Below are 16,720 nucleotides of genomic sequence, written 5' to 3'. Positions count from 1 at the left end.
GGCTACGATTGGGTGCGAAGAGGAGTCGGCACGCGATGCACTGTCGCGCCGTGCCGGTGTAGCTCAGCGGTAGAGCGATTCCTTCGTAAGGAATAGGCCGAGGGTTCAAATCCCTCCACCGGCTTGCTTCTGCGACGAACTTCGGGGAGGAGCGGAGCGACCGTCGGGATTCGAACCAGGGGAGTCGCAACCGCGAGCAGCGCGAGCGGTTCGTCTTCCCGTGGTTCAAATCCCTCCACCGGCTCTTCTGGTACTGTTTCACCGCGGAGAGACGGCCGTGTCGCTTCTCGTGGGCAGTCGTGATGTCGTCGACACGGACGCGTCGAGGCGAGAGCGGGCATTTATGTTACCTGTCTATCTATTGTCGGCGAGATGGTCGTGAAGCCGGACGGGCGAGTCGGATTGACAGACGACGAGACGGCAGTCGAGCGGGCGGCGGACGCGTGCTCGGAACACCTCAGCGAGGAGACACCAGAGCTGTTCGACGCGATGCGCGAGCACAGTTCTGGGGTCGCGTCGGCCGTGGCGGACAGCGACGGTGTCCCGGGGGCTGCGCTCGACGACGAGGACGCGGTCGCGCACCTCCGAGAGTTCGTGCGGGCGCAGTACGACGACGACTGGTTCGGAACGCTCGGCGAACACGGCAGCGAACAGGGCCTGACGTGGGCGGCGTTCCGGACGGCGGCGCGGCGGTTCGGCGAGTTACTGGCGCTGCAGTCGTTCGCGCGGTTCCACACCGCCGAGGCCGCGTTCCGCGAGGCCAGAGGCCGGCGGAGCGACGGCGAGACGGCCGTCGAGGAGGCCGAGGAGGCGCTGCAGTACCGGAACGAGATGGGTGGCGTGCAGGGCGAGGAGTCCTTCGAGTCGCTCGTCGACGACGCCCGCGAGGCGTACACTGCGGCTCAGAACCACCTCGAATCCGGGGCGGCGGCGATGCGGCGGGCGCACGCGCTCCGGACGGCGTCGGCGTGCTACCGCGAGGAGTACGACGTCGAGTCCGACGAACTGGCGTTCGTGTCGCTGGACGACGACCTGGACTGGGAGTACCGCGAGCTCCGCCACGGCCGAGACCGGCTCGCGAACCGGCTCAGTCGCCTGGAGAGCGACGTGGGCGACCTCGTCGACCACCCGCGGTACGGCCGCTGACTCGCGAGGTGGTCAGGGGCCCTCCGGCGGGACGGGGAGGGTGATAGTGACGACCGACCCCCGGGGGTCGTTGTCGGCGAACGAGAGGTCGCCCCCGGAGTGCGCGACAGTCCAGTGGACGAGCCAGAGGCCGAGGCCTTGGCTGTGGTGGAGTTCGTCGATGGCGTCCTCGCCGCTGAGGACGCGGCGTTCCATCTCGGGGATGCCGGGGCCGTGATCAGTCACGCGGACGCGGACGACGTCCTCGTCGGCGGTGACGTCGACGGCGACCTGTGCGGGGCCGCGGTCGGCGTGTCGGATGCCGTTCTCGACGAGCTCCCGGACCGCGACTCCGAACTGTGGCACGGTGACGGCGCGCGCGTGGTCGGGGGCGTCGAGGGCGATGGCCGCGTCCGGATAGTCGTCGCGAGCGGTTTCGACCGCGCGCTCGACGGCGTGCGGGATGTCGACCGGGCCCGCGCTGGTGTCGGTGTCGAGCACCTGATTGATGACGCGTTCTTTCTCCGCGGTTTCGAGCAGGTCGTCGCATCGCTCGACGATGTGGGCGGCGTGGCCGGCGACTCCGGGGTCGTCGGCGTCGGCGAGGAGTTCGGCGCGTCCGCGGACGACGTTCAGTTCGTTCCGGAGCGTATGTCTGAGCACGCGGTCGAGCACCTGGAGCTGGCGCGCTCGCTCGCGGCTCTCGTCGACAGACCGGCGGACGGTGTCGCTCATCTCGTCGAAGCCGCGGCCGATGCGCTCCCACTCGTCGGGGCCGCCGACGTCGATGTGGGTGCCGTACTCGCCGTTCTGCAGCGCCTCGAATCCGTCGCGGAGCGCCTCGAACTGGGAGACGTTCCGGCGGTAGTTCCACCAGCCGAAGCCGGCGACGACCGCCAGCACGGCCGCCACGCTGCCGGCCTGAAGCAGGCTGAGCCGGCGGATTGCCGGCTGGACGCTGGCCCGTGACTCCGACACCGTCACCCGCCACGGCACCTCCGAGAGGGACACGCGGGCCGTGGTGAGCGACGTGTTCGGGGACGGCGCTCTCTCGTAGATGACGGTGCCGTCACTCGCGGTGACCGTCACGCCGGTCTCTGCGTCGAGGCTTCCAGTCGCCGCGTCGAAGAATTCGGTCTCCGAGAGGTGCAGCGCCGCGTTCAGGGTGGCGACGACCTCGCCGTCGTGGCGCACTGGCGCGCTCACGGTGACGACCGTGTTGCCGGTCTGAGCCGCGACGGGGTCGCTGACGTACGTCTCGCCGGCCATCGCGCGCTGGACGTACGTCCGGTCGCCGAAGTTCGTGCCGACGACCGCGTCGCGGTCCGCCGGCGAGAGGTCGGAGACGAGCGCCGTCATCGTGCCGTTCGCGGCGACCACGGACGCGCCCGAGAACAGCGTGTCCCCGACGAGTCGGTCGAGCGCCGCGCGCTGCCCGTCAGTGCCGTGGTCGGCGACCGCGGGGACACCGGACCAGAGTTCGACCGTCTGTCGCTGAGCGGCCAGCCGCGCGTCGAGGCCCACGCGGACGAGGTCGCCGCTGCGCTCGACGTCGGCGTGGTGTTCGTCCATGACGGCGTCCTGGTACGCCTGGAAGCCCGCCCACGTCGCCCCGGACAGGACGACCGCTGACGTGACCAGCAGGACGACGAAGATGCGGCGCGACCGCATCGTCAGTCAGCGACCCGGAGTGTCACCGCGAACACCGCTCCCTCGGGGTCGTTGTCGGCGACCGATACGTCGCCGCCGACAGCGTCCACGAGCGTCTCTACGAGGTACAGCCCCATGCCGGTGCCGTCGCTTTCGAGCCCGGTCTCGCCCTTCCCGAAGATGGCGTCCTTGTGCGGGTCGGGGACCCCCGGTCCGTTGTCGGCGACTCTGACAGTGGCGGTGTCGCCGTTCCGCTCGGCGCTGACGGTCACCTCCGGCACCGGCTTGTCGTTGTGCTGGACAGCGTTCTTCAGGAGGTTCCGGAACACCGAGTCGAGCATGTCGTTGCCGTGGACGGTGGCGTCCGGGATGGAGCCGGCGACGGTGACTGCGGCTCCGGGGAACGATGTCCGGACCTCCTCGAGTTCGGTCTCCAGCGTCGACCGGAGCGCCACCGGGTGGTTGTTGTCCGTCTCGGTCAGCATCACGTCCGCGATGTCGCGGGCGGTCTTCGTCAGTTCGACGGCGTGGTCCGCGCTGTCCAGGATGCGTTCGACGTAGTCGTCTTGCTCGTCGGCCACCTCGCCGGCGAGCATCTCGGCGTACGCCAGCACGAGCTGGAGGTCGTTGCGGATGTCGTGGCGCAACACCTGATTGAGGACTTCGAGGTTGTCCCGCTGGGTTTCGAGGCGCTGCTCGTAGTCCGCGCGGTCGGTGACGTCGACGACGATGGAGAACAGCAGCGCGTCGTCTTCGAGTTCGATGGGGGAGGAGTGGACCTCGACCGTCCGCATCTGGCCGTCCGCGAGTTCGTGCTCGAAGAGGAAGTGGTTGCGCTCGCGGGCCTCGGCGCGTTCACGCTCCGCTTCGAGTTCGTCGGGCGGCATGACGTTGAGGTCGTCGACGGTCATGCCCGCGAGTTCGCCGGTCGAGTAGCCGTAGAACTCCGCGGCGGCGTCGTTGGCGTTCCGGATGCCGCCGGTGTCCGGGTCGACGAGCAGCATCGGCGCGGAGTGGCGTCTGAACATCCGGCGGAACTGCTCGGCGCGCTGTCGGAGTTCCGTCTCGAGTTCGCGGCGCTCGGTGACGTCCTGGACGACGCCGTCGATGACGACCTCGTCGCCGAGGTCGTCAGTCACGGCACTGAGCGACCCCCAGAAGGTGTCGCCGGAGAGCGTCTCTAGCTCCACTTCCGTCTCCTGGAGCACACCGTCTTCGCGGAGCGTGTCGGCGACGGCCTCCCGGGCCTCCGGGTCGGCGTAGAGTATCTCGGTGTCGCGACCGCGAAGGTCGGCCTTCGAGTCGGCGTCGGCGAGCGCCACCAGTTCGTCGTTCGCGGCGAGGAGTTCGCCGTCCGTGAGCCGCGCTCTGAAGACGCCGACCGGGAGAGCGTCGAGGATTCGCTCCTGATGCGTCCACGCGCTGTCGGTCTCCAGCGAGTCGACGACGACGAGTGCCGTGGCGTGGCCGTCGTCGTCGGAGCCGATTCGCGTGGCGTCGACGGTGACGAGACGGCGGTCGCCCCCGTCGCCGGCGAACACGAGTCTCGCGCGGTCGTCCACCGTCGCGCCCGTCGCGACGGCGTCACAGAACCGTTCGACGTCGGCGGCGGTGTCTCTCGGAGCGAACGACCGAATCGGCTCACCGACGGGGTCCACCGAGTCGGTCAGTTCGCTGAACGACGTGTTGGCGTACGTGACGGTGCCGTCGCGGACGACAACGACCGGGTCGGTCACACTGTCGAGCACGGCGGCGTATGTGTCAGAGGGTGTCATCGGCGAGTACCTCGGTGAGGCGGCGGCGTTGTCCGAATGTGTGCGGGTCCGCTCACTTAAGCCGGCAGTTTACTTCCCGAGGGCTGGGACGCAACTGGACTGGCGAACGATATTAATCCAGCGTTGCGTCCTCGTCAGCCGGCCCCACAGACGCCGGTCACGTCCGCGCGAGCGAACGCGCAGACGGCCGTGGGCGGGCTCGACAGACGGCCACTGGGTCCGTCACCGCGCTCTGGCGGCAACGAGTGCGGCCGCCGAGGCAGCGAGTGCTGCGACCGTGAGCCCGAATCCGGGCGCTGTCCCACTGCTCTCGCCCGAACGCACGGTGACCATCTGGTCTCCCGCGCCGACCTCGTACCGGCCCGCCGCGGAGAGCGTGAGTGTCGTCGTCCTGGTCGTGGACGCGCCCGCCGCGAGCGTGACGTTCAGCGCGGCGACCCGCTCGTCGTCGAGTGTCACTGCGACCGGCCCTCTGGCGGGGTCTGCTGTCGGGTTCGCGAGGGTCGCGGTGACGTTGACGCGTCCCCCGACCGGCACGCGGTCGGGGTCCACCGAGAGGTCCTGTACTCGGACGGTCGCCGGCGACCGTACCGTCACCGGCCGCGTGTCGCGGCCGAGCGTGAGATTGTAGGTGCCGGCCGACGCGAGCATGTGCTCGACGGCGAGTTCCGTCGACTCGTCGCCCGCCAGCGAGCCCGAGTCGACGGCCACGGTCCGGTTACCGTCGTCGAGTCGCGCCTCGTACTCGCCCCGGGTGCCGCCGGCGTTGGTCACCGTCGCGGTGACAGTCAGTGTCTCCCCGACGTACAGCGTCGGCACCGTCTGGAACGTCTCGTTCCGGAACGGCCCGGCGACGCTGTACTCGGTGTCGGCGACGGTCAGCCGCGGCGGCTCCACGGAGAACGCCGCCGAGTACTCGCCCCGCGACCACATCTCGGGCGTGGCGTCCGTGGTCGTGAACCGTTCGGCCGCGCTCGCGACGGCCGGCGTCGACGCGTTCCGCACGGCGTCCACCACGTCCCCGTTAGAGACGTCGCCGTCCTGCCGGTTCAGCGCCCAGAGGACGTCCCGCATCGCCGCCCGGTGGTCGGTCGCCAGCCGCACCCGACGGTCGAGGTCGCCCCAGACGAGGCTGCCTTTCAGGTAGTTCGCGCCCGACGACCACGTCGACGGCGAGGCGAGGACGGCCTCGCGCCAGGGGTCCCGGCCGCCGTACCCGAGGTACTCGCGGTACTGCGAGAAGTCGACGTAGTCGAGGTCCAGAGAGAGCGCGGCGGCGTAGTACTCGGCGGCCGCCTCCATCGTCCACCGCCCGGACTCGGCCGTGGTGTAGCCCTGCCGGGTGTGGACGTACTCGTGGAGCCAGACGTTCGACGGTTCGTCCAGCCGGGCGTCGGCGAGCACCCAGGCGTCGTTGCCGCCGTACTCGACGCCGCGGACGCCCCACTCGGCGTCGGTCGGCGCGACCCCAATCCAGACTCGGTCGTCGCGGTCCCCGACCTGCATGCGCTGTGAGGCGGCCGCGAGCGCGTCGAGCACGTCGTCCACGCCCTCTGCCATGTCGGCGCGCGCCGGGACGGCGAGGGTGAACGTCTGGCCGCTGGCGGTCCGCGTGTACTCGGTCACGTCGCCGAGCAGCGCCAGTTCGCCGCCGGTCGACCCCTCGCCGGCGACACTCGTCGTCTCCGAGATGTCGACGGTCAGGCCCTCGGGGCCCGACCAGCCCCAGCCGGTGCGGAACGTCGGCACGGTGACGACCGCCCAGTCGCCAGCGTCCAGGAACGAGTACTCGCCCTCCTGGGCGAGCGCGCCCGACCGCGACCCGCTCGCGCTGCGGTTCGCGTCGACAGTGACGCGGAGCTGTGCGGCGTCGTCCTCGCCGTCCCACTCGTAGTCGTCGCTGGTCTGCTCGAAGTCGCTGGTCTCGACACCGACGGTGCGGTCGGGCACCCGGACCGACAGCGACGAGACGGCGTCCGGGAGCGTGTACGCCACGACGACGTCGATGCGGCCGGGCTCCTCGGGCGTGAGGAACAGTTCGACGCGCTTCTGGATGGTTGCCGTCTGTCCGTCCGAGTCCGCGTCGGCGGCCGACAGCGCGTCGGTCGCGGACTGGCGGACGAGTTCGGTGTCGGCCTCGACGGCAGTCGAGTGGTCGTCGGCTGCGGGGGCTGGCTGGCCGGCGACGGGGGCGGCGAGCGACGCGACGAGCAGGGCGACGACAGCGACGGCCGCGCGGTCCATGCGACACACTCCGGGCGCGAGCCACATAGGGCGACTGGCTAGCTCAGTCGCTGCCGCCGTCCGCGACTGCGGGTCGCCCCCCGGCGTCGTCGAGCGCGGCGACCGCGTCCGCCACGTCGCCCGTCGCGACCCGAGTGCTGGCGGTGCCCGCGTCGCCGAGGGCCGTCTCACCGACGACGACGGCGCGTTCGGCCGCGCTCCGGAGACTCGCGTTCGCGCCCCAGTCGGCGGCGTCGGCGGCCACGACGACGGCGTCCGCGGCCGCGACGTGCTCGCGGGCCCGGGCGTCCGCTTCGTCACCCGGCGGCCCGAACGGGTCGACGGTGACGCAGTCGAGGCCGAATCGCTCGGCGGTCTCGTGGTCGGTGTCGCCAGCCACGACCGGCCCGACGGAGACGGCCGCGCCGGCGTCGACCAGTTCCCGGACGAGCGGGGTCGCGGTGTCGCCGCCGCCGAGGACGTGGACGCGAGCGTCGAGGTCGGCGTCGGCGTCCGGCAGCGGTGTCACAGTCGGGGACCCGGTCGCCGGGTCGGTGCCGACGGCCACCCGGGCGTCGAAGGCCGACCGGATTGCCTCGGGTGTGAGTACGTCCCGGGGCAGGCCGCTGTCCAGTACTTCGCCGTCGGCGACCAGCACGAGTTCGTCGCAGTACCGTGCGGCGAGGTCGAGGTCGTGGATGGCGGCGACGACGGCCCGGTCGTCGCTGTCGGCGAGCCCCCGGACGAGTTCGAGCGTGCGCACCTGGTGGTTCACGTCCAGGCTCGCCGTCGGCTCGTCCAGCAGCAGGATCGGGGCGTCCTGAGCGAGCGCGCGAGCCAGCAGGACGCGCTGTTTCTCGCCGCCGGACAGCGAGGTCACGTCCCGGTCGGCGAACTGCGCGACTTCTGCGCGCTCCATCGCGCGGTCGACCGCGTCCGGGTCGCTGTCGCTCCCGAACCGGGGCTGGTGGGGGTGTCGCCCCATCTCGACGGTCTGCCGGACGGTGAAGTCGAAGGAGACGTGCGTGTCCTGCGGAACGGTCGCGATGCGGCGGCTGGCGGCCTTCGAGGAGAGGTCGTGGACAGCCTCGCCGTCGACCAGCACCGTGCCGGCGTCGGGGTCGACGACGCCGTTCATCGCGCGCAGCAGCGTCGACTTGCCCGCGCCGTTCGGGCCGACGACGCCGACGAGCCGGCCGTCCGGAACGGTCGTGCTCACGTCGTCCAGAATCCGGGTGCCGGCGAGAGACACGTCGACGCCGGAGACGTCGAGGGTCACAGCGCGTGCACCTCCCGGTCGCGGAGCAGGTAGAGGAAGAAGGGCGCGCCGACGAACGCGGTGACGATGCCGACCGGGAGGTTCCCCGCGCCCGACCGGGCGATGGTGTCGGCGGCGACGAGGAACGCGCCGCCGACGAAGGCGCTGACGGGCAGCAGGACGCGGTGGTCGGGGCCGACGACGAGGCGGACGCCGTGCGGGACGATGAGCCCGACGAAGCCGATTGCGCCCGCGAACGAGACGGCCGCGGCGGTGACGACGCTGGCGACCGCCAGGAGGAGGCGCTTGGTGCGTTCGACCTCGACGCCGAGCGTGTGGGCGTCCTCCTCGCCGGCCAGCAGGACGTTCATGTCACGGGCGTACGCGAGCAGGGCGAGGCTGCCGAGGACGACGACCGGGAGCGCGGCCTCGGCCTCGTGCCAGCGGCTGCCGTGGAGGTTCCCCATCATCCAGTACATCGCCTCCCGAATCTCCCGGCCGGAGTTCACGATGAGAAAGGAGGTGAACGCGCCGAGCAGCGTCTGGACGGCGACGCCCGCGAGCAGCAGCGTGGCGACGGGCGTGCGGCCGTTCTCGGTGGCGACGAGGTAGACGGTGAACGCGGCGACGAGCGCGCCGACGAAGGCGGCGGGCTGGATGCCGATGGTGACGACCGTGGGGGCCGTGATGGCGGCGACAGCGCCGACGGCGGCACCCGAGGAGACGCCGACGATGGAGGGGTCTGCCATCGGATTCCGGAAGAACCCCTGCATGACGGCCCCCGAGATGGCGAGCGAGGCACCGACGGTCGCGCCGAGCACGATGCGGGGGAGGCGGAGTTGCCCGACGATGTACTGCTTGGTGTCGGGGACGGCGAAGTGCAGCGGCGACGTGTAGCCGACATCGAACGCGGGCCAGGGGACGCCGCCGAGCGCGGGGACGGCGTGGTCGCGGAACGCGACCGAGACCGAGGAGGGAACGGCGAACACGTCGAGAGCGGCGAGCGCGACCTCCGGCAGCGAGATGGAGGCGTGACCGATGGTGGCGCTCACCAGGGCGACGGCGACGAGCAGCCCGGCCGACGCCACGGTCCAGACCGTCGCCCTGGTGTAGACGCTCATTGTTGGTCAATCCTATTTGGTTTAGCCAAATATTTATTGCGCTACTGGCCTCTACCACACATGCGCAGACCCGCAATCGTACTCGGAGTCGTTCTACTGGTTCTGAGTGCCACAGTCCCCGCAGCCGGCGCGTTCGACGCACCGGCCGCTCAGGAAGACCCGTCCTGCGAGTTCCCCGTCACGATGACCGACGCCAGCGACGCTAACGTCACCGTCGACGCCGAACCCGAGCGCGTCGTCACGCTGAACCCGAGCGCCGCCCAGACCATGTGGGAACTCGACGCGCGCGAGAAAGTCGTCGGCGTCTCCCAGTTCGCCGGCTACCTCGAGGACGCCGGCGACCGCGAGGTCGTCACCTCCGGGAGCCCCTCACAGGTGAACGCCGAGCAGGTCATCTCGCTCGAACCCGACCTCGTGCTCGCGCCGAACACCATCGACAACGACTCCGTCACCCAGCTCCGTGACGCCGGCGTCACGGTCTACCGCTTCCAGTTCGCGAACTCCCTGGACGCCGTCTACGAGAAGACCGAGACTATCGGCAGGCTCGTCGGCGCGTGCGACGCCGCCGAAACCACCGTCTCGGACATGCGCGACCGCGTCGACACCATCCGGCAGGCCGTCGACGGGCAGGAGCGCCCGAGCGTCTACTACGCCCTCGGTGGCGGCTACACCGCCGGCCCGAGCACCTTCATCGGCTCGATGATCGACACGGCGGGCGGCCACAACATCGCCGCTGACGGGAACTTCAGCAAACCGTACCCGCAGCCGTCCGAGGAGTTCGTCGCCGAGCAGGACCCCGAGCACGTCGTCGTCGGCGTGCCCGCCGCGCAGATGAACGCCGACAAGTCCGAACTCATCGGCGCGGACTCCGTCGTCCGGAACACGACTGCCTACGAGGAGGGCAACATCGTCGCGGTGAACGTCAACCACATCAATCAGCCCGCCCCCCGGGTCGTCGAACCGATGACGCAGATGGCGCAGGCGTTCCACCCCGACGCGTACGCCGAGGCCAACACGACGACCACGGCGACGACCGCCGAACCGACGACCCAGACCGAGACCGCCACCACGGCCGCCGCCACGACGACCGACGGCGGTGACGGCTCCTCCGGTGGCTCCGCGCCCGGCTTCGGCGTCGCCACGGGCGTCGTCGCCGTGCTCGGTGCCGCTCTGTTCGCGCGCCGGTAGGCCGACACCGTTTCCTTTCTCCGTCTGGTAGCGGCGGGCATGGTCGAGAACGTCATCTGGCCCGCCTACTTCGACGCGGCGCTCTCCCGCCGCGAGGGCCGCCGTGTCCCCGAGGACCTCGCCGTCGAGGAGCCCACCGTCGACGAAATCGCGACCGCCGTCCAGCAGGTCGGCTACGACGCCGTCGTCGAACGCGACGTGGCCTACCCCCGGCAGCACTGGACGGACTCGGGGCGCGTTCTGGTGAAGGACGCCGACGACTCGAAGAACGACCTCGTGCAGGCCGTCGCCGCCTACGTCGGCGCGCTCCGGAGCTGATGGAGCGAGCCGGCAGCGTCACGCGGACCGCGGGCAACGTCGCCGTCGTGCGCAGCGACGACGACGCCCACCCCGGAATCGGGGCCGCGCTCGTCGACCAGAACCTCGACGCCGTCGGTCGAGTCGTCGACGTCTTCGGGCCCGTCGAGCGCCCCTACCTCGCGGTGACGCCCCAGTCCGGCGTCCACCTCGCCGGCCTCGTCGGGGAGACGCTGTACGTCCGGTAGACGGAAAAGGCAAGACGGGGGCGCTCCCAGGGAGAGTACATGAACGACTCGACGCGGGTCGCCGGCGTGCTCGCCGGCGTCGTCGCCCTGTTCGTCGTCGTCCAGGTCGGCGCGCTCGCGCTCGTCGAACCCTTCCAGAGCGCGGGCCTGCAGTCCACCGAGGACCCCCAGAATCCGCTGAACAGCATCGTCTACGTCGCCTTCCTGCTGGTCGCCACCGGCGGTATCCTGCTCGTCATCAAGTACGACCAGCAGTGGGTGCTGAAGGGCTTCGTCCTCCTGACGAGCGGCCTCGTCGCCTCCTACGTGTTCGCCGTCGTCTTCCCCGCCGTCACGGTCGCGGGCGTGAACCTCGCCGTCTGGGTGCCGGCCGTCGCGCTCGTCGTCGCGCTGTACGCCTACCCCGAGTGGTGGGTCATCGACTCGGCGGGCGCACTCATGGGGATGGGTGCCGCCGCGCTGTTCGGCATCAGCTTCGGCGTCCTGCCGGCGCTCGTCCTGTTGACCGCGCTGGCGGTGTACGACGCCATCAGCGTCTACGGCACCGAACACATGCTCACGCTCGCCTCCGGCGTGATGGAGCTCCAACTGCCAATCGTCCTCGTCGTCCCGACCACGCTGGAGTACTCGTTCGTGGACGATGCCCAGGAGACCGCCGACGAGGCCGGTGAGGGCGAGCGTGAGGCCAGTAATCCCGCCGACCGCCCCGCGTACTTCATCGGCCTCGGCGACGCCGTGATGCCCTCGATTCTCGTCGCCAGCGCCGCGTTCTTCCTCGACACTCCCGAGGTCCTCCCGGGCGTCGAACTCGCCCCCCTCACCGCGATGGTCGGCACCATCCTCGGGCTGCTCGTCCTGATGCGGATGGTGTTCAAGGGCCGGGCGCACGCCGGCCTCCCGCTGTTGAACGGCGGCGCAATCGCCGGCTACCTCGCCGGCGCGCTCGCCGCCGGCATCCCCCTCGTCGAGGCGCTCGGGCTCGCGCCGTACCTCTGACGGCGACCACCCCAACCTTTGAGCCGCGCCGGACCCAACGGCTAGGCGATGCCGGGGAAAACTGTCGCCGCGATAGCTGGCTGGAACGCCCTGTTCGCCGCGTTCTGCTTCGGCGGCGCGGTCACCGTGACCGAGCCGTGGCAGCGCGCGCTGCTCGTCGTGCTGGGCGCTTCGGCGCTCGCGTCAGCCGCCAGCCGGGCGCGGGGCGGAGACCTGCTTCCGGACTGAGTCCGGACCGGGTACTGATTACTCCCCAGTGAGCGCTTCGCTCGCGGGCGCGAACGGAATCTCGGTGCCGAGCCCCTGCTCGACGGCGCGCTCGTAGAGCATGTGGGCGGCCGCCACCGTCTCGATGCCCGTGCCGCCGCTGTCGAACACAGTCACGTCCTCGGGCCCCTGGCGGCCCTCTGCCTCCCCGGCAACGACTTCGCCGAGTTCCGCGTGGACGTGGTCCTCGTCGACGACGCCCGCCTCGACGGCCGCGAGGAACGAGCCGGCGTCCTGACTGACTCGGGCGCGGAGGTCGGGGACGTAGGTCGCGCGCTCGATGGTCGTCGCGTCCAGTTCGCGCTTCTCCGGGTGGTACTGACCCATCGCCGTGACGTGCGCGCCGTCGTCGAGGTGTTCGCCGTCGAAGACCGGCTCGCTGGCGTTCGTCGCCGTGACGACGATGTCCGCGCCCTCGACGGCGGCTGCGCTCGACGCCACCGCCGCGACCGAGGCGTCGAGGGAGTCGTTCAGCTCCGCGGCGAACGCCTCGCGGCTCTCCTTCGTCCGCGAGTACACCCAGACGGTGTCAAGGTCACGGACCGTCGCCACCGCCTTCAGCTGTCCGCGTGCCTGCGCGCCGCTCCCGACGACGGCCATCGTCGAGGCGTCCCGGCGGGCGAGCGCGTCGACACCGACGGCACCGGTCGCGCCGGTCTTGAAGGGGTTCATGCGTGCGCCGTCCAGCAGCGCCAGCGGCTCGCCGGATTCGGCGTCGAACAGCGGCGTGACGAACCACGCGTCCTCGGCTCCGAACCCCGCGCTGTACGTGTACCCGCCCATCGCGCCGGTCTCCGGGAGAATGGCGGAGTAGTCGGTGAGCATCCCCGGCGGGTCGCCCCGGACGAGCTTCGTTCGGGGTTCGGCCGGCGCGCCCTCGCCGCGCTGGCGGTACCCGTCTCGGACGGCGTTCACGTAGTCAGCGAGGTCAGCGAGCCCGGCAAGGTCGTCGTCGGAGAGGAACAGCGTCTCTGTCACGCCCGGTTGTTCGGCCGACGGCACGAAAAGGATTGAGGCCCCGGCGGCGAACTCTGGGGCATTACAGAGCGCTACGCGACAAGCCGCGGTGCCCCGACAGAGACGCCGTGAACGGGAACGGCCGTGCTGTCGCCGGTTTCGCGGTCGCCGCCGATATCTCGGCGCGGGTCAGTTCCCGACGAGGTCGGCGACCACCAGCGACCCGAACCGCACGACCGACAGCAGCAGCGCGCCCACGAGGAACATCACGAGGAAGAACGTCGGGTCGGCGTTCCCGGGGAACAGCGACGTGTTCCGCAGCAGTTGGCCGACGAGGTCCCCGAGGAGCCACGTGCCGGCAGCGAGCAGCAGCGCCGCGCGAGAGGACTCCGCGGCGCGCGAACTGTACGCGCCGACGAGCGGCGCGGCCGCCAGCCAGCCGACGAGGAACGGCAGCAGGACGCCCGCGTAGTGCTGTGGGTTCAGTGTCCCGTGCTGTACCGTCCCCACGAGCACGAGTGCGAGGATAGCGAGCACGTCGCCGGGTAGGAATCGGGTGACTGCGCGCTCGTCGACGTCGGTCAGCTTCATGGGCGGGCTTCGAACGGGTGGGTCAAGGCTGTCCCGGTTTCACGCCCGCGACGGTGAACGCGAACCCCGTGTCGACGAGTCGCGCGTCCAGACCCGCGTCGGCGAGTCGGCGGCCGCACTCGTCGGCGGTGTCGAAGCGCGACCCCATCCCGAGGAGGTGTTCGCCGGCGACCAGCAGCCAGCCGCGGAGCGTCGCGGGGTCGAAGTCCCGCACGACGACCACCCCACCGGGGCGCAGCGCGCGCGCCGCCTCCTCGATTGCCGTGCTGCGCGCGGGGAAGTGGTGGAGCGCGTCCACAATCACGACGGCGTCGACGGACTCGTCGGCGACTGCGAGCCGCCGGACGTCGGTCTGGACGGTTTCGAGACCCGCGCCGCGGGCTTCTGAAAGCATCCCGCGGCTGGCGTCCGCGACGACGGCGTCGCCGCCGAGCGCGCGGGCGACCCGGCCAGTCCCCCCGCCGAGGTCCAGCACGCGCTCGACTGGCCGGTCGGCGAGCGCGAGCGCCAGGGCGAGGTCCGCCCGGTCGGCCGCCGGCATCGCGAGGTCGTACAACGGCGCGAACCGGTCGAAGTAGGGCACGTCGTGCATACCGACTCCGACGCGACCGAGGCAGGCAATACTTTGTGTCGCTGCGCGAAGAGCGAGTGTGCGTTACGCAGTCCTCGGCGGCCCCGACGACGGCCCGACGCTCCTCCTGGACTGGGAGGCGTTCAGCTACGCGGGCAAGTTCGTGATGTCGAACACGGGGAAGGCAGTCGCCTACGAGGGTCCGCCGGTCGGGGAGCGCGACGGCTGGCCGCCGGCCGCCAGGGAGGCCGACGACCCGGTCGCGGACGTGGTCGGCGCGGTCTCGTTCAACGAGGACCGCACCGACCCGGGGACGGCGTGGCTGCGGTACGTCACCGTCCGCGGCGACCGACGGGGCGACGGCGTGGGTGCGCGGCTCTGCGCGTTCGCGGCCGACCGCCTGCTCGACGACTGCGACCGCGTCCGCATCGCCGTGAACAATCCGTTCGCGTACGAGGCGCTCCACAAGGCCGGCTTCGGATTCACGGGCGAGGAGACGGGCATCGCCGAACTCGTGCTGGAACGCCCCTGCGAGGACCGCGCGGCCGGCTATCAGGACGGCCTCGACCGGTACCGGGAGCGGGACCTCTCGCCCGAGGAGGAGGCGTTCCTCGACCGCAAGCGCGGGCAGTCCCCGCCGGTCCGCGTCGACTGGTAGTCTTTTTCTCGCTGCGGCCGCGACTCTCTACATGGCGCTGCTTCCGACGGCCCTGATTGCGGTCGGCGCGGTCCACCTCGCCGCCGGCCTGCCGGCGCTGCTCGCGCCGGAATTCGTCTGCAGCCGGCTCCCGCAGAGGTACGCCGAGGCGGTCGGTGACCGCCGCGAGTGGCGCGGCTTCGGGGCCGGTGTCACGTCCGTCGGCATCTCGCTGGTGACCATCGGGTACGGGCTGCCGGCGTTGCTCAACGGTTAAATCCGGGGAGCCCGAACTCCGGGTGATGGGTAACGCGGACCTCCGGCAGCTCGCGGCCATCGAGGAGACTCCCTTCGCGGACCTCCAGGGGAGCGTGGTGGCCGTCGACGCCCACAACTGGCTGTACAAGTACCTCACGACGACCGTCCAGTGGACCAGCGAGGACATCTACACCACGAGCGACGGCACCGAGGTGGCGAACCTCGTCGGCGCCGTCCAGGGCCTCCCGAAGTTCTTCGAGCACGATTTGACGCCCGTGTTCGTCTGGGACGGCGGCGTCACCGAACTCAAGGACGAGGAAGTGGCCGAGCGACGCGAGCAACGCGAGAGCTACGAGGAACAACTGGAAGAAGCCCGCGAGGAAGGCGACGCCGTCGAAGCCGCCCGTCTGGAGGCGCGCACGCAGCGGCTCACGGACACCATCCACGAGACCACGCGGGCGCTGTTCGACCTGCTGGACGTGCCGCAGGTCGAAGCGCCCGCCGAGGGGGAGGCGCAGGCGTCGTACATGGCGAGAGTCGACGACGACGTGGACTGCGTGGGCAGCGACGACTACGACTGCCTGCTGCTCGGGTCGCCCGTGACGCTCCGCCAGCTCACGAGCTCCGGCGATCCCGAGCGCATGGACTTCGAGGCGACGCTCGCCGAACACGACCTCACGTGGGAGCAACTGGTCGACGTGGGCATCCTCTGCGGCACGGACTTCAACCCCGGCATCGACGGCTTCGGCCCGAAGACCGCGCTGAACGCCATTCGCGAACACGGCGACCTCTGGAGCGTCCTCGACGCCGAGGGCGAGCACGTCGAGTCCGGCGACCGCATCCGCGAACTGTTCCTGAACCCCGAGGTCACCGACGACTACAGCGTCCACACCGACCTCTCTCCGGACGTCGAGGCGGCCCGCGAGTTCGTCACCGACGAGTGGGAGGTCGACGCCGACGAGGTCGCCCGCGGGTTCGAACGCATCGAGGAGTCGGTCGTCCAGACCGGCCTCGACCAGTGGACCTGAAGTAGATAGAGGCCGCCGACGGCGAGGGTTCCTCCGGAGACCAGCAGGAAGCCGACTGACTGTTCGAGGTAGATGCGTCAGGGCGTGAACTCGAAGATCAATCCATGCGCACGACTGCCGGTGGCGCTCACAAATACGTACGGGTGCGGGCGGAACCAAGTCGCCGGCCGCCTCTCGTCACTCCGCGACCACGGTGGCCGCCGCGGACCCCCGCGCTTTTCTCGCCGGCCGACCGAGGACGCGTATGGACCTCTCCGACGTGGAAGCGCGAATCGAGGACGGTTTCGAGGCGGACTGCGAGGCGACGGTGACCCGCGCCCGCGGCGACCACGACGACGACCACTTGGCGGCGACCGTCGTCTCGTCGGCCTTCGAGGGCGAGTCGCTGGTCGCCCAGCACGACCTGGTGTACGACGCGCTCGGCGACGCGATGACCACCGAGATTCACGCGCTCGAACTGACGACGTACACGCCGTCGGAAGCCGACGAACGAGCGGACTGAGCGGGAGCGACAGCGCTTAGTGGCGGTT

Annotated in this window: 18 protein-coding genes and 1 tRNA gene; 11 read left to right on the top strand and 8 right to left on the bottom strand. The window is 70.7% G+C overall.

Going from position 1 to position 16,720, the window contains the following annotated elements; translation table 11 throughout:
- Positions 1 to 52: 52 nt before the first annotated feature.
- Together BMW35_RS01190 and BMW35_RS01185 are read left to right on the top strand one after the other, a co-directional pair.
- Positions 53 to 124 (top strand) — tRNA-Thr (locus BMW35_RS01190).
- Between the two features lie 248 nt (positions 125 to 372).
- Positions 373 to 1,146 (top strand): hypothetical protein, encoded by a 774-nt coding sequence (locus BMW35_RS01185; RefSeq protein WP_089667327.1) that lies wholly within the window; start codon positions 373 to 375, stop codon positions 1,144 to 1,146.
- 12 nt (positions 1,147 to 1,158) lie between these two features.
- Here BMW35_RS01185 and BMW35_RS01180 read toward each other — a convergent pair whose 3' ends face one another.
- The 5 genes from BMW35_RS01180 to btuC all read right to left on the bottom strand — a co-directional run bounded on the left by BMW35_RS01180 (position 1,159) and on the right by btuC (position 9,152).
- Positions 1,159 to 2,796: a sensor histidine kinase gene (locus BMW35_RS01180; protein WP_245708107.1), complete on the bottom strand. Its 1,638-nt coding sequence runs from the start codon at positions 2,794 to 2,796 to the stop codon at positions 1,159 to 1,161.
- A 2-nt stretch (positions 2,797 to 2,798) separates the two neighbouring features.
- Positions 2,799 to 4,550, bottom strand: coding sequence for a PAS domain S-box protein (locus BMW35_RS01175; protein WP_089667326.1), 1,752 nt, complete (start codon positions 4,548 to 4,550; stop codon positions 2,799 to 2,801).
- 222 nt (positions 4,551 to 4,772) lie between these two features.
- Positions 4,773 to 6,794 (bottom strand): hypothetical protein, encoded by a 2,022-nt coding sequence (locus BMW35_RS01170; RefSeq protein ID WP_089667325.1) that lies wholly within the window; start codon positions 6,792 to 6,794, stop codon positions 4,773 to 4,775.
- Positions 6,795 to 6,837: 43 nt separating this feature from the next.
- Positions 6,838 to 8,052: a heme ABC transporter ATP-binding protein gene (locus tag BMW35_RS01165; RefSeq protein ID WP_089667324.1), complete on the bottom strand. Its 1,215-nt coding sequence runs from the start codon at positions 8,050 to 8,052 to the stop codon at positions 6,838 to 6,840.
- Positions 8,049 to 9,152, bottom strand: a complete 1,104-nt coding sequence (gene btuC, locus BMW35_RS01160; RefSeq protein ID WP_089667323.1) for a vitamin B12 ABC transporter permease BtuC — start codon at positions 9,150 to 9,152, stop codon at positions 8,049 to 8,051. The genes BMW35_RS01165 and btuC overlap by 4 nt, the downstream gene beginning before the upstream one ends.
- A 60-nt stretch (positions 9,153 to 9,212) precedes the next feature.
- On the opposite strand from btuC, the gene BMW35_RS01155 reads away from it, so the two are divergent.
- The 5 genes from BMW35_RS01155 to BMW35_RS01135 are packed head-to-tail and all read left to right on the top strand — an operon-like array spanning position 9,213 to position 12,109.
- Positions 9,213 to 10,340, top strand: coding sequence for a PGF-CTERM-anchored ABC transporter substrate-binding protein (locus tag BMW35_RS01155; protein ID WP_089667322.1), 1,128 nt, complete (start codon positions 9,213 to 9,215; stop codon positions 10,338 to 10,340).
- Positions 10,341 to 10,379: 39 nt separating this feature from the next.
- Positions 10,380 to 10,658 (top strand): signal recognition particle subunit SRP19, encoded by a 279-nt coding sequence (gene srp19, locus BMW35_RS01150; RefSeq protein WP_089667321.1) that lies wholly within the window; start codon positions 10,380 to 10,382, stop codon positions 10,656 to 10,658.
- On the top strand, positions 10,658 to 10,885 hold the full coding sequence (locus BMW35_RS01145; protein ID WP_245708106.1) for an H/ACA ribonucleoprotein complex subunit GAR1: 228 nt from the start codon (positions 10,658 to 10,660) through the stop codon (positions 10,883 to 10,885). Before srp19 ends, BMW35_RS01145 begins: the two co-directional genes overlap by 1 nt.
- Before the next feature lie 39 nt (positions 10,886 to 10,924).
- Positions 10,925 to 11,881, top strand: a complete 957-nt coding sequence (locus tag BMW35_RS01140) for a presenilin family intramembrane aspartyl protease PSH (protein ID WP_089667319.1) — start codon at positions 10,925 to 10,927, stop codon at positions 11,879 to 11,881.
- Between the two features lie 48 nt (positions 11,882 to 11,929).
- A complete protein-coding gene (locus BMW35_RS01135) occupies positions 11,930 to 12,109 on the top strand; it encodes a hypothetical protein (RefSeq protein ID WP_089667318.1) in 180 nt (59 codons plus the stop codon).
- 18 nt (positions 12,110 to 12,127) lie between these two features.
- On the opposite strand, the gene BMW35_RS01130 is transcribed toward BMW35_RS01135, so the two are convergent.
- From BMW35_RS01130 to BMW35_RS01120, 3 genes are all read right to left on the bottom strand, one after another.
- On the bottom strand, positions 12,128 to 13,126 hold the full coding sequence (locus BMW35_RS01130; protein WP_089667317.1) for an ornithine cyclodeaminase family protein: 999 nt from the start codon (positions 13,124 to 13,126) through the stop codon (positions 12,128 to 12,130).
- Between the two features lie 168 nt (positions 13,127 to 13,294).
- Positions 13,295 to 13,696 carry a DUF3054 domain-containing protein gene (locus tag BMW35_RS01125; RefSeq protein ID WP_089667316.1) on the bottom strand — a complete coding sequence of 134 codons (402 nt, stop codon included), beginning with the start codon at positions 13,694 to 13,696 and terminating at the stop codon, positions 13,295 to 13,297.
- 22 nt (positions 13,697 to 13,718) lie between these two features.
- Complete coding sequence (locus BMW35_RS01120) at positions 13,719 to 14,288, bottom strand: class I SAM-dependent methyltransferase (RefSeq protein ID WP_089667315.1); 570 nt, start codon at positions 14,286 to 14,288, stop codon at positions 13,719 to 13,721.
- Positions 14,289 to 14,346: 58 nt separating this feature from the next.
- Between BMW35_RS01120 and BMW35_RS01115 the strand changes: the two genes are divergently transcribed.
- From BMW35_RS01115 to BMW35_RS01100, 4 genes are all read left to right on the top strand, one after another.
- Complete coding sequence (locus BMW35_RS01115; RefSeq protein WP_089667314.1) at positions 14,347 to 14,925, top strand: GNAT family N-acetyltransferase; 579 nt, start codon at positions 14,347 to 14,349, stop codon at positions 14,923 to 14,925.
- Positions 14,926 to 14,956: 31 nt separating this feature from the next.
- Positions 14,957 to 15,181, top strand: a complete 225-nt coding sequence (locus BMW35_RS01110) for a hypothetical protein (protein ID WP_089667313.1) — start codon at positions 14,957 to 14,959, stop codon at positions 15,179 to 15,181.
- 25 nt (positions 15,182 to 15,206) lie between these two features.
- Complete coding sequence (gene fen, locus BMW35_RS01105) at positions 15,207 to 16,190, top strand: flap endonuclease-1 (protein ID WP_089667312.1); 984 nt, start codon at positions 15,207 to 15,209, stop codon at positions 16,188 to 16,190.
- 244 nt (positions 16,191 to 16,434) lie between these two features.
- Positions 16,435 to 16,692: a BolA/IbaG family iron-sulfur metabolism protein gene (locus tag BMW35_RS01100; protein WP_089667311.1), complete on the top strand. Its 258-nt coding sequence runs from the start codon at positions 16,435 to 16,437 to the stop codon at positions 16,690 to 16,692.
- Positions 16,693 to 16,720: the final 28 nt, after the last annotated feature.

The sequence above is a fragment of the Halobacterium jilantaiense genome, assembly GCF_900110535.1.
Taxonomy (GTDB): Archaea; Halobacteriota; Halobacteria; order Halobacteriales; family Halobacteriaceae; genus Halobacterium; species Halobacterium jilantaiense.
This window is presented reverse-complemented; position numbering and strand designations above follow the sequence as displayed.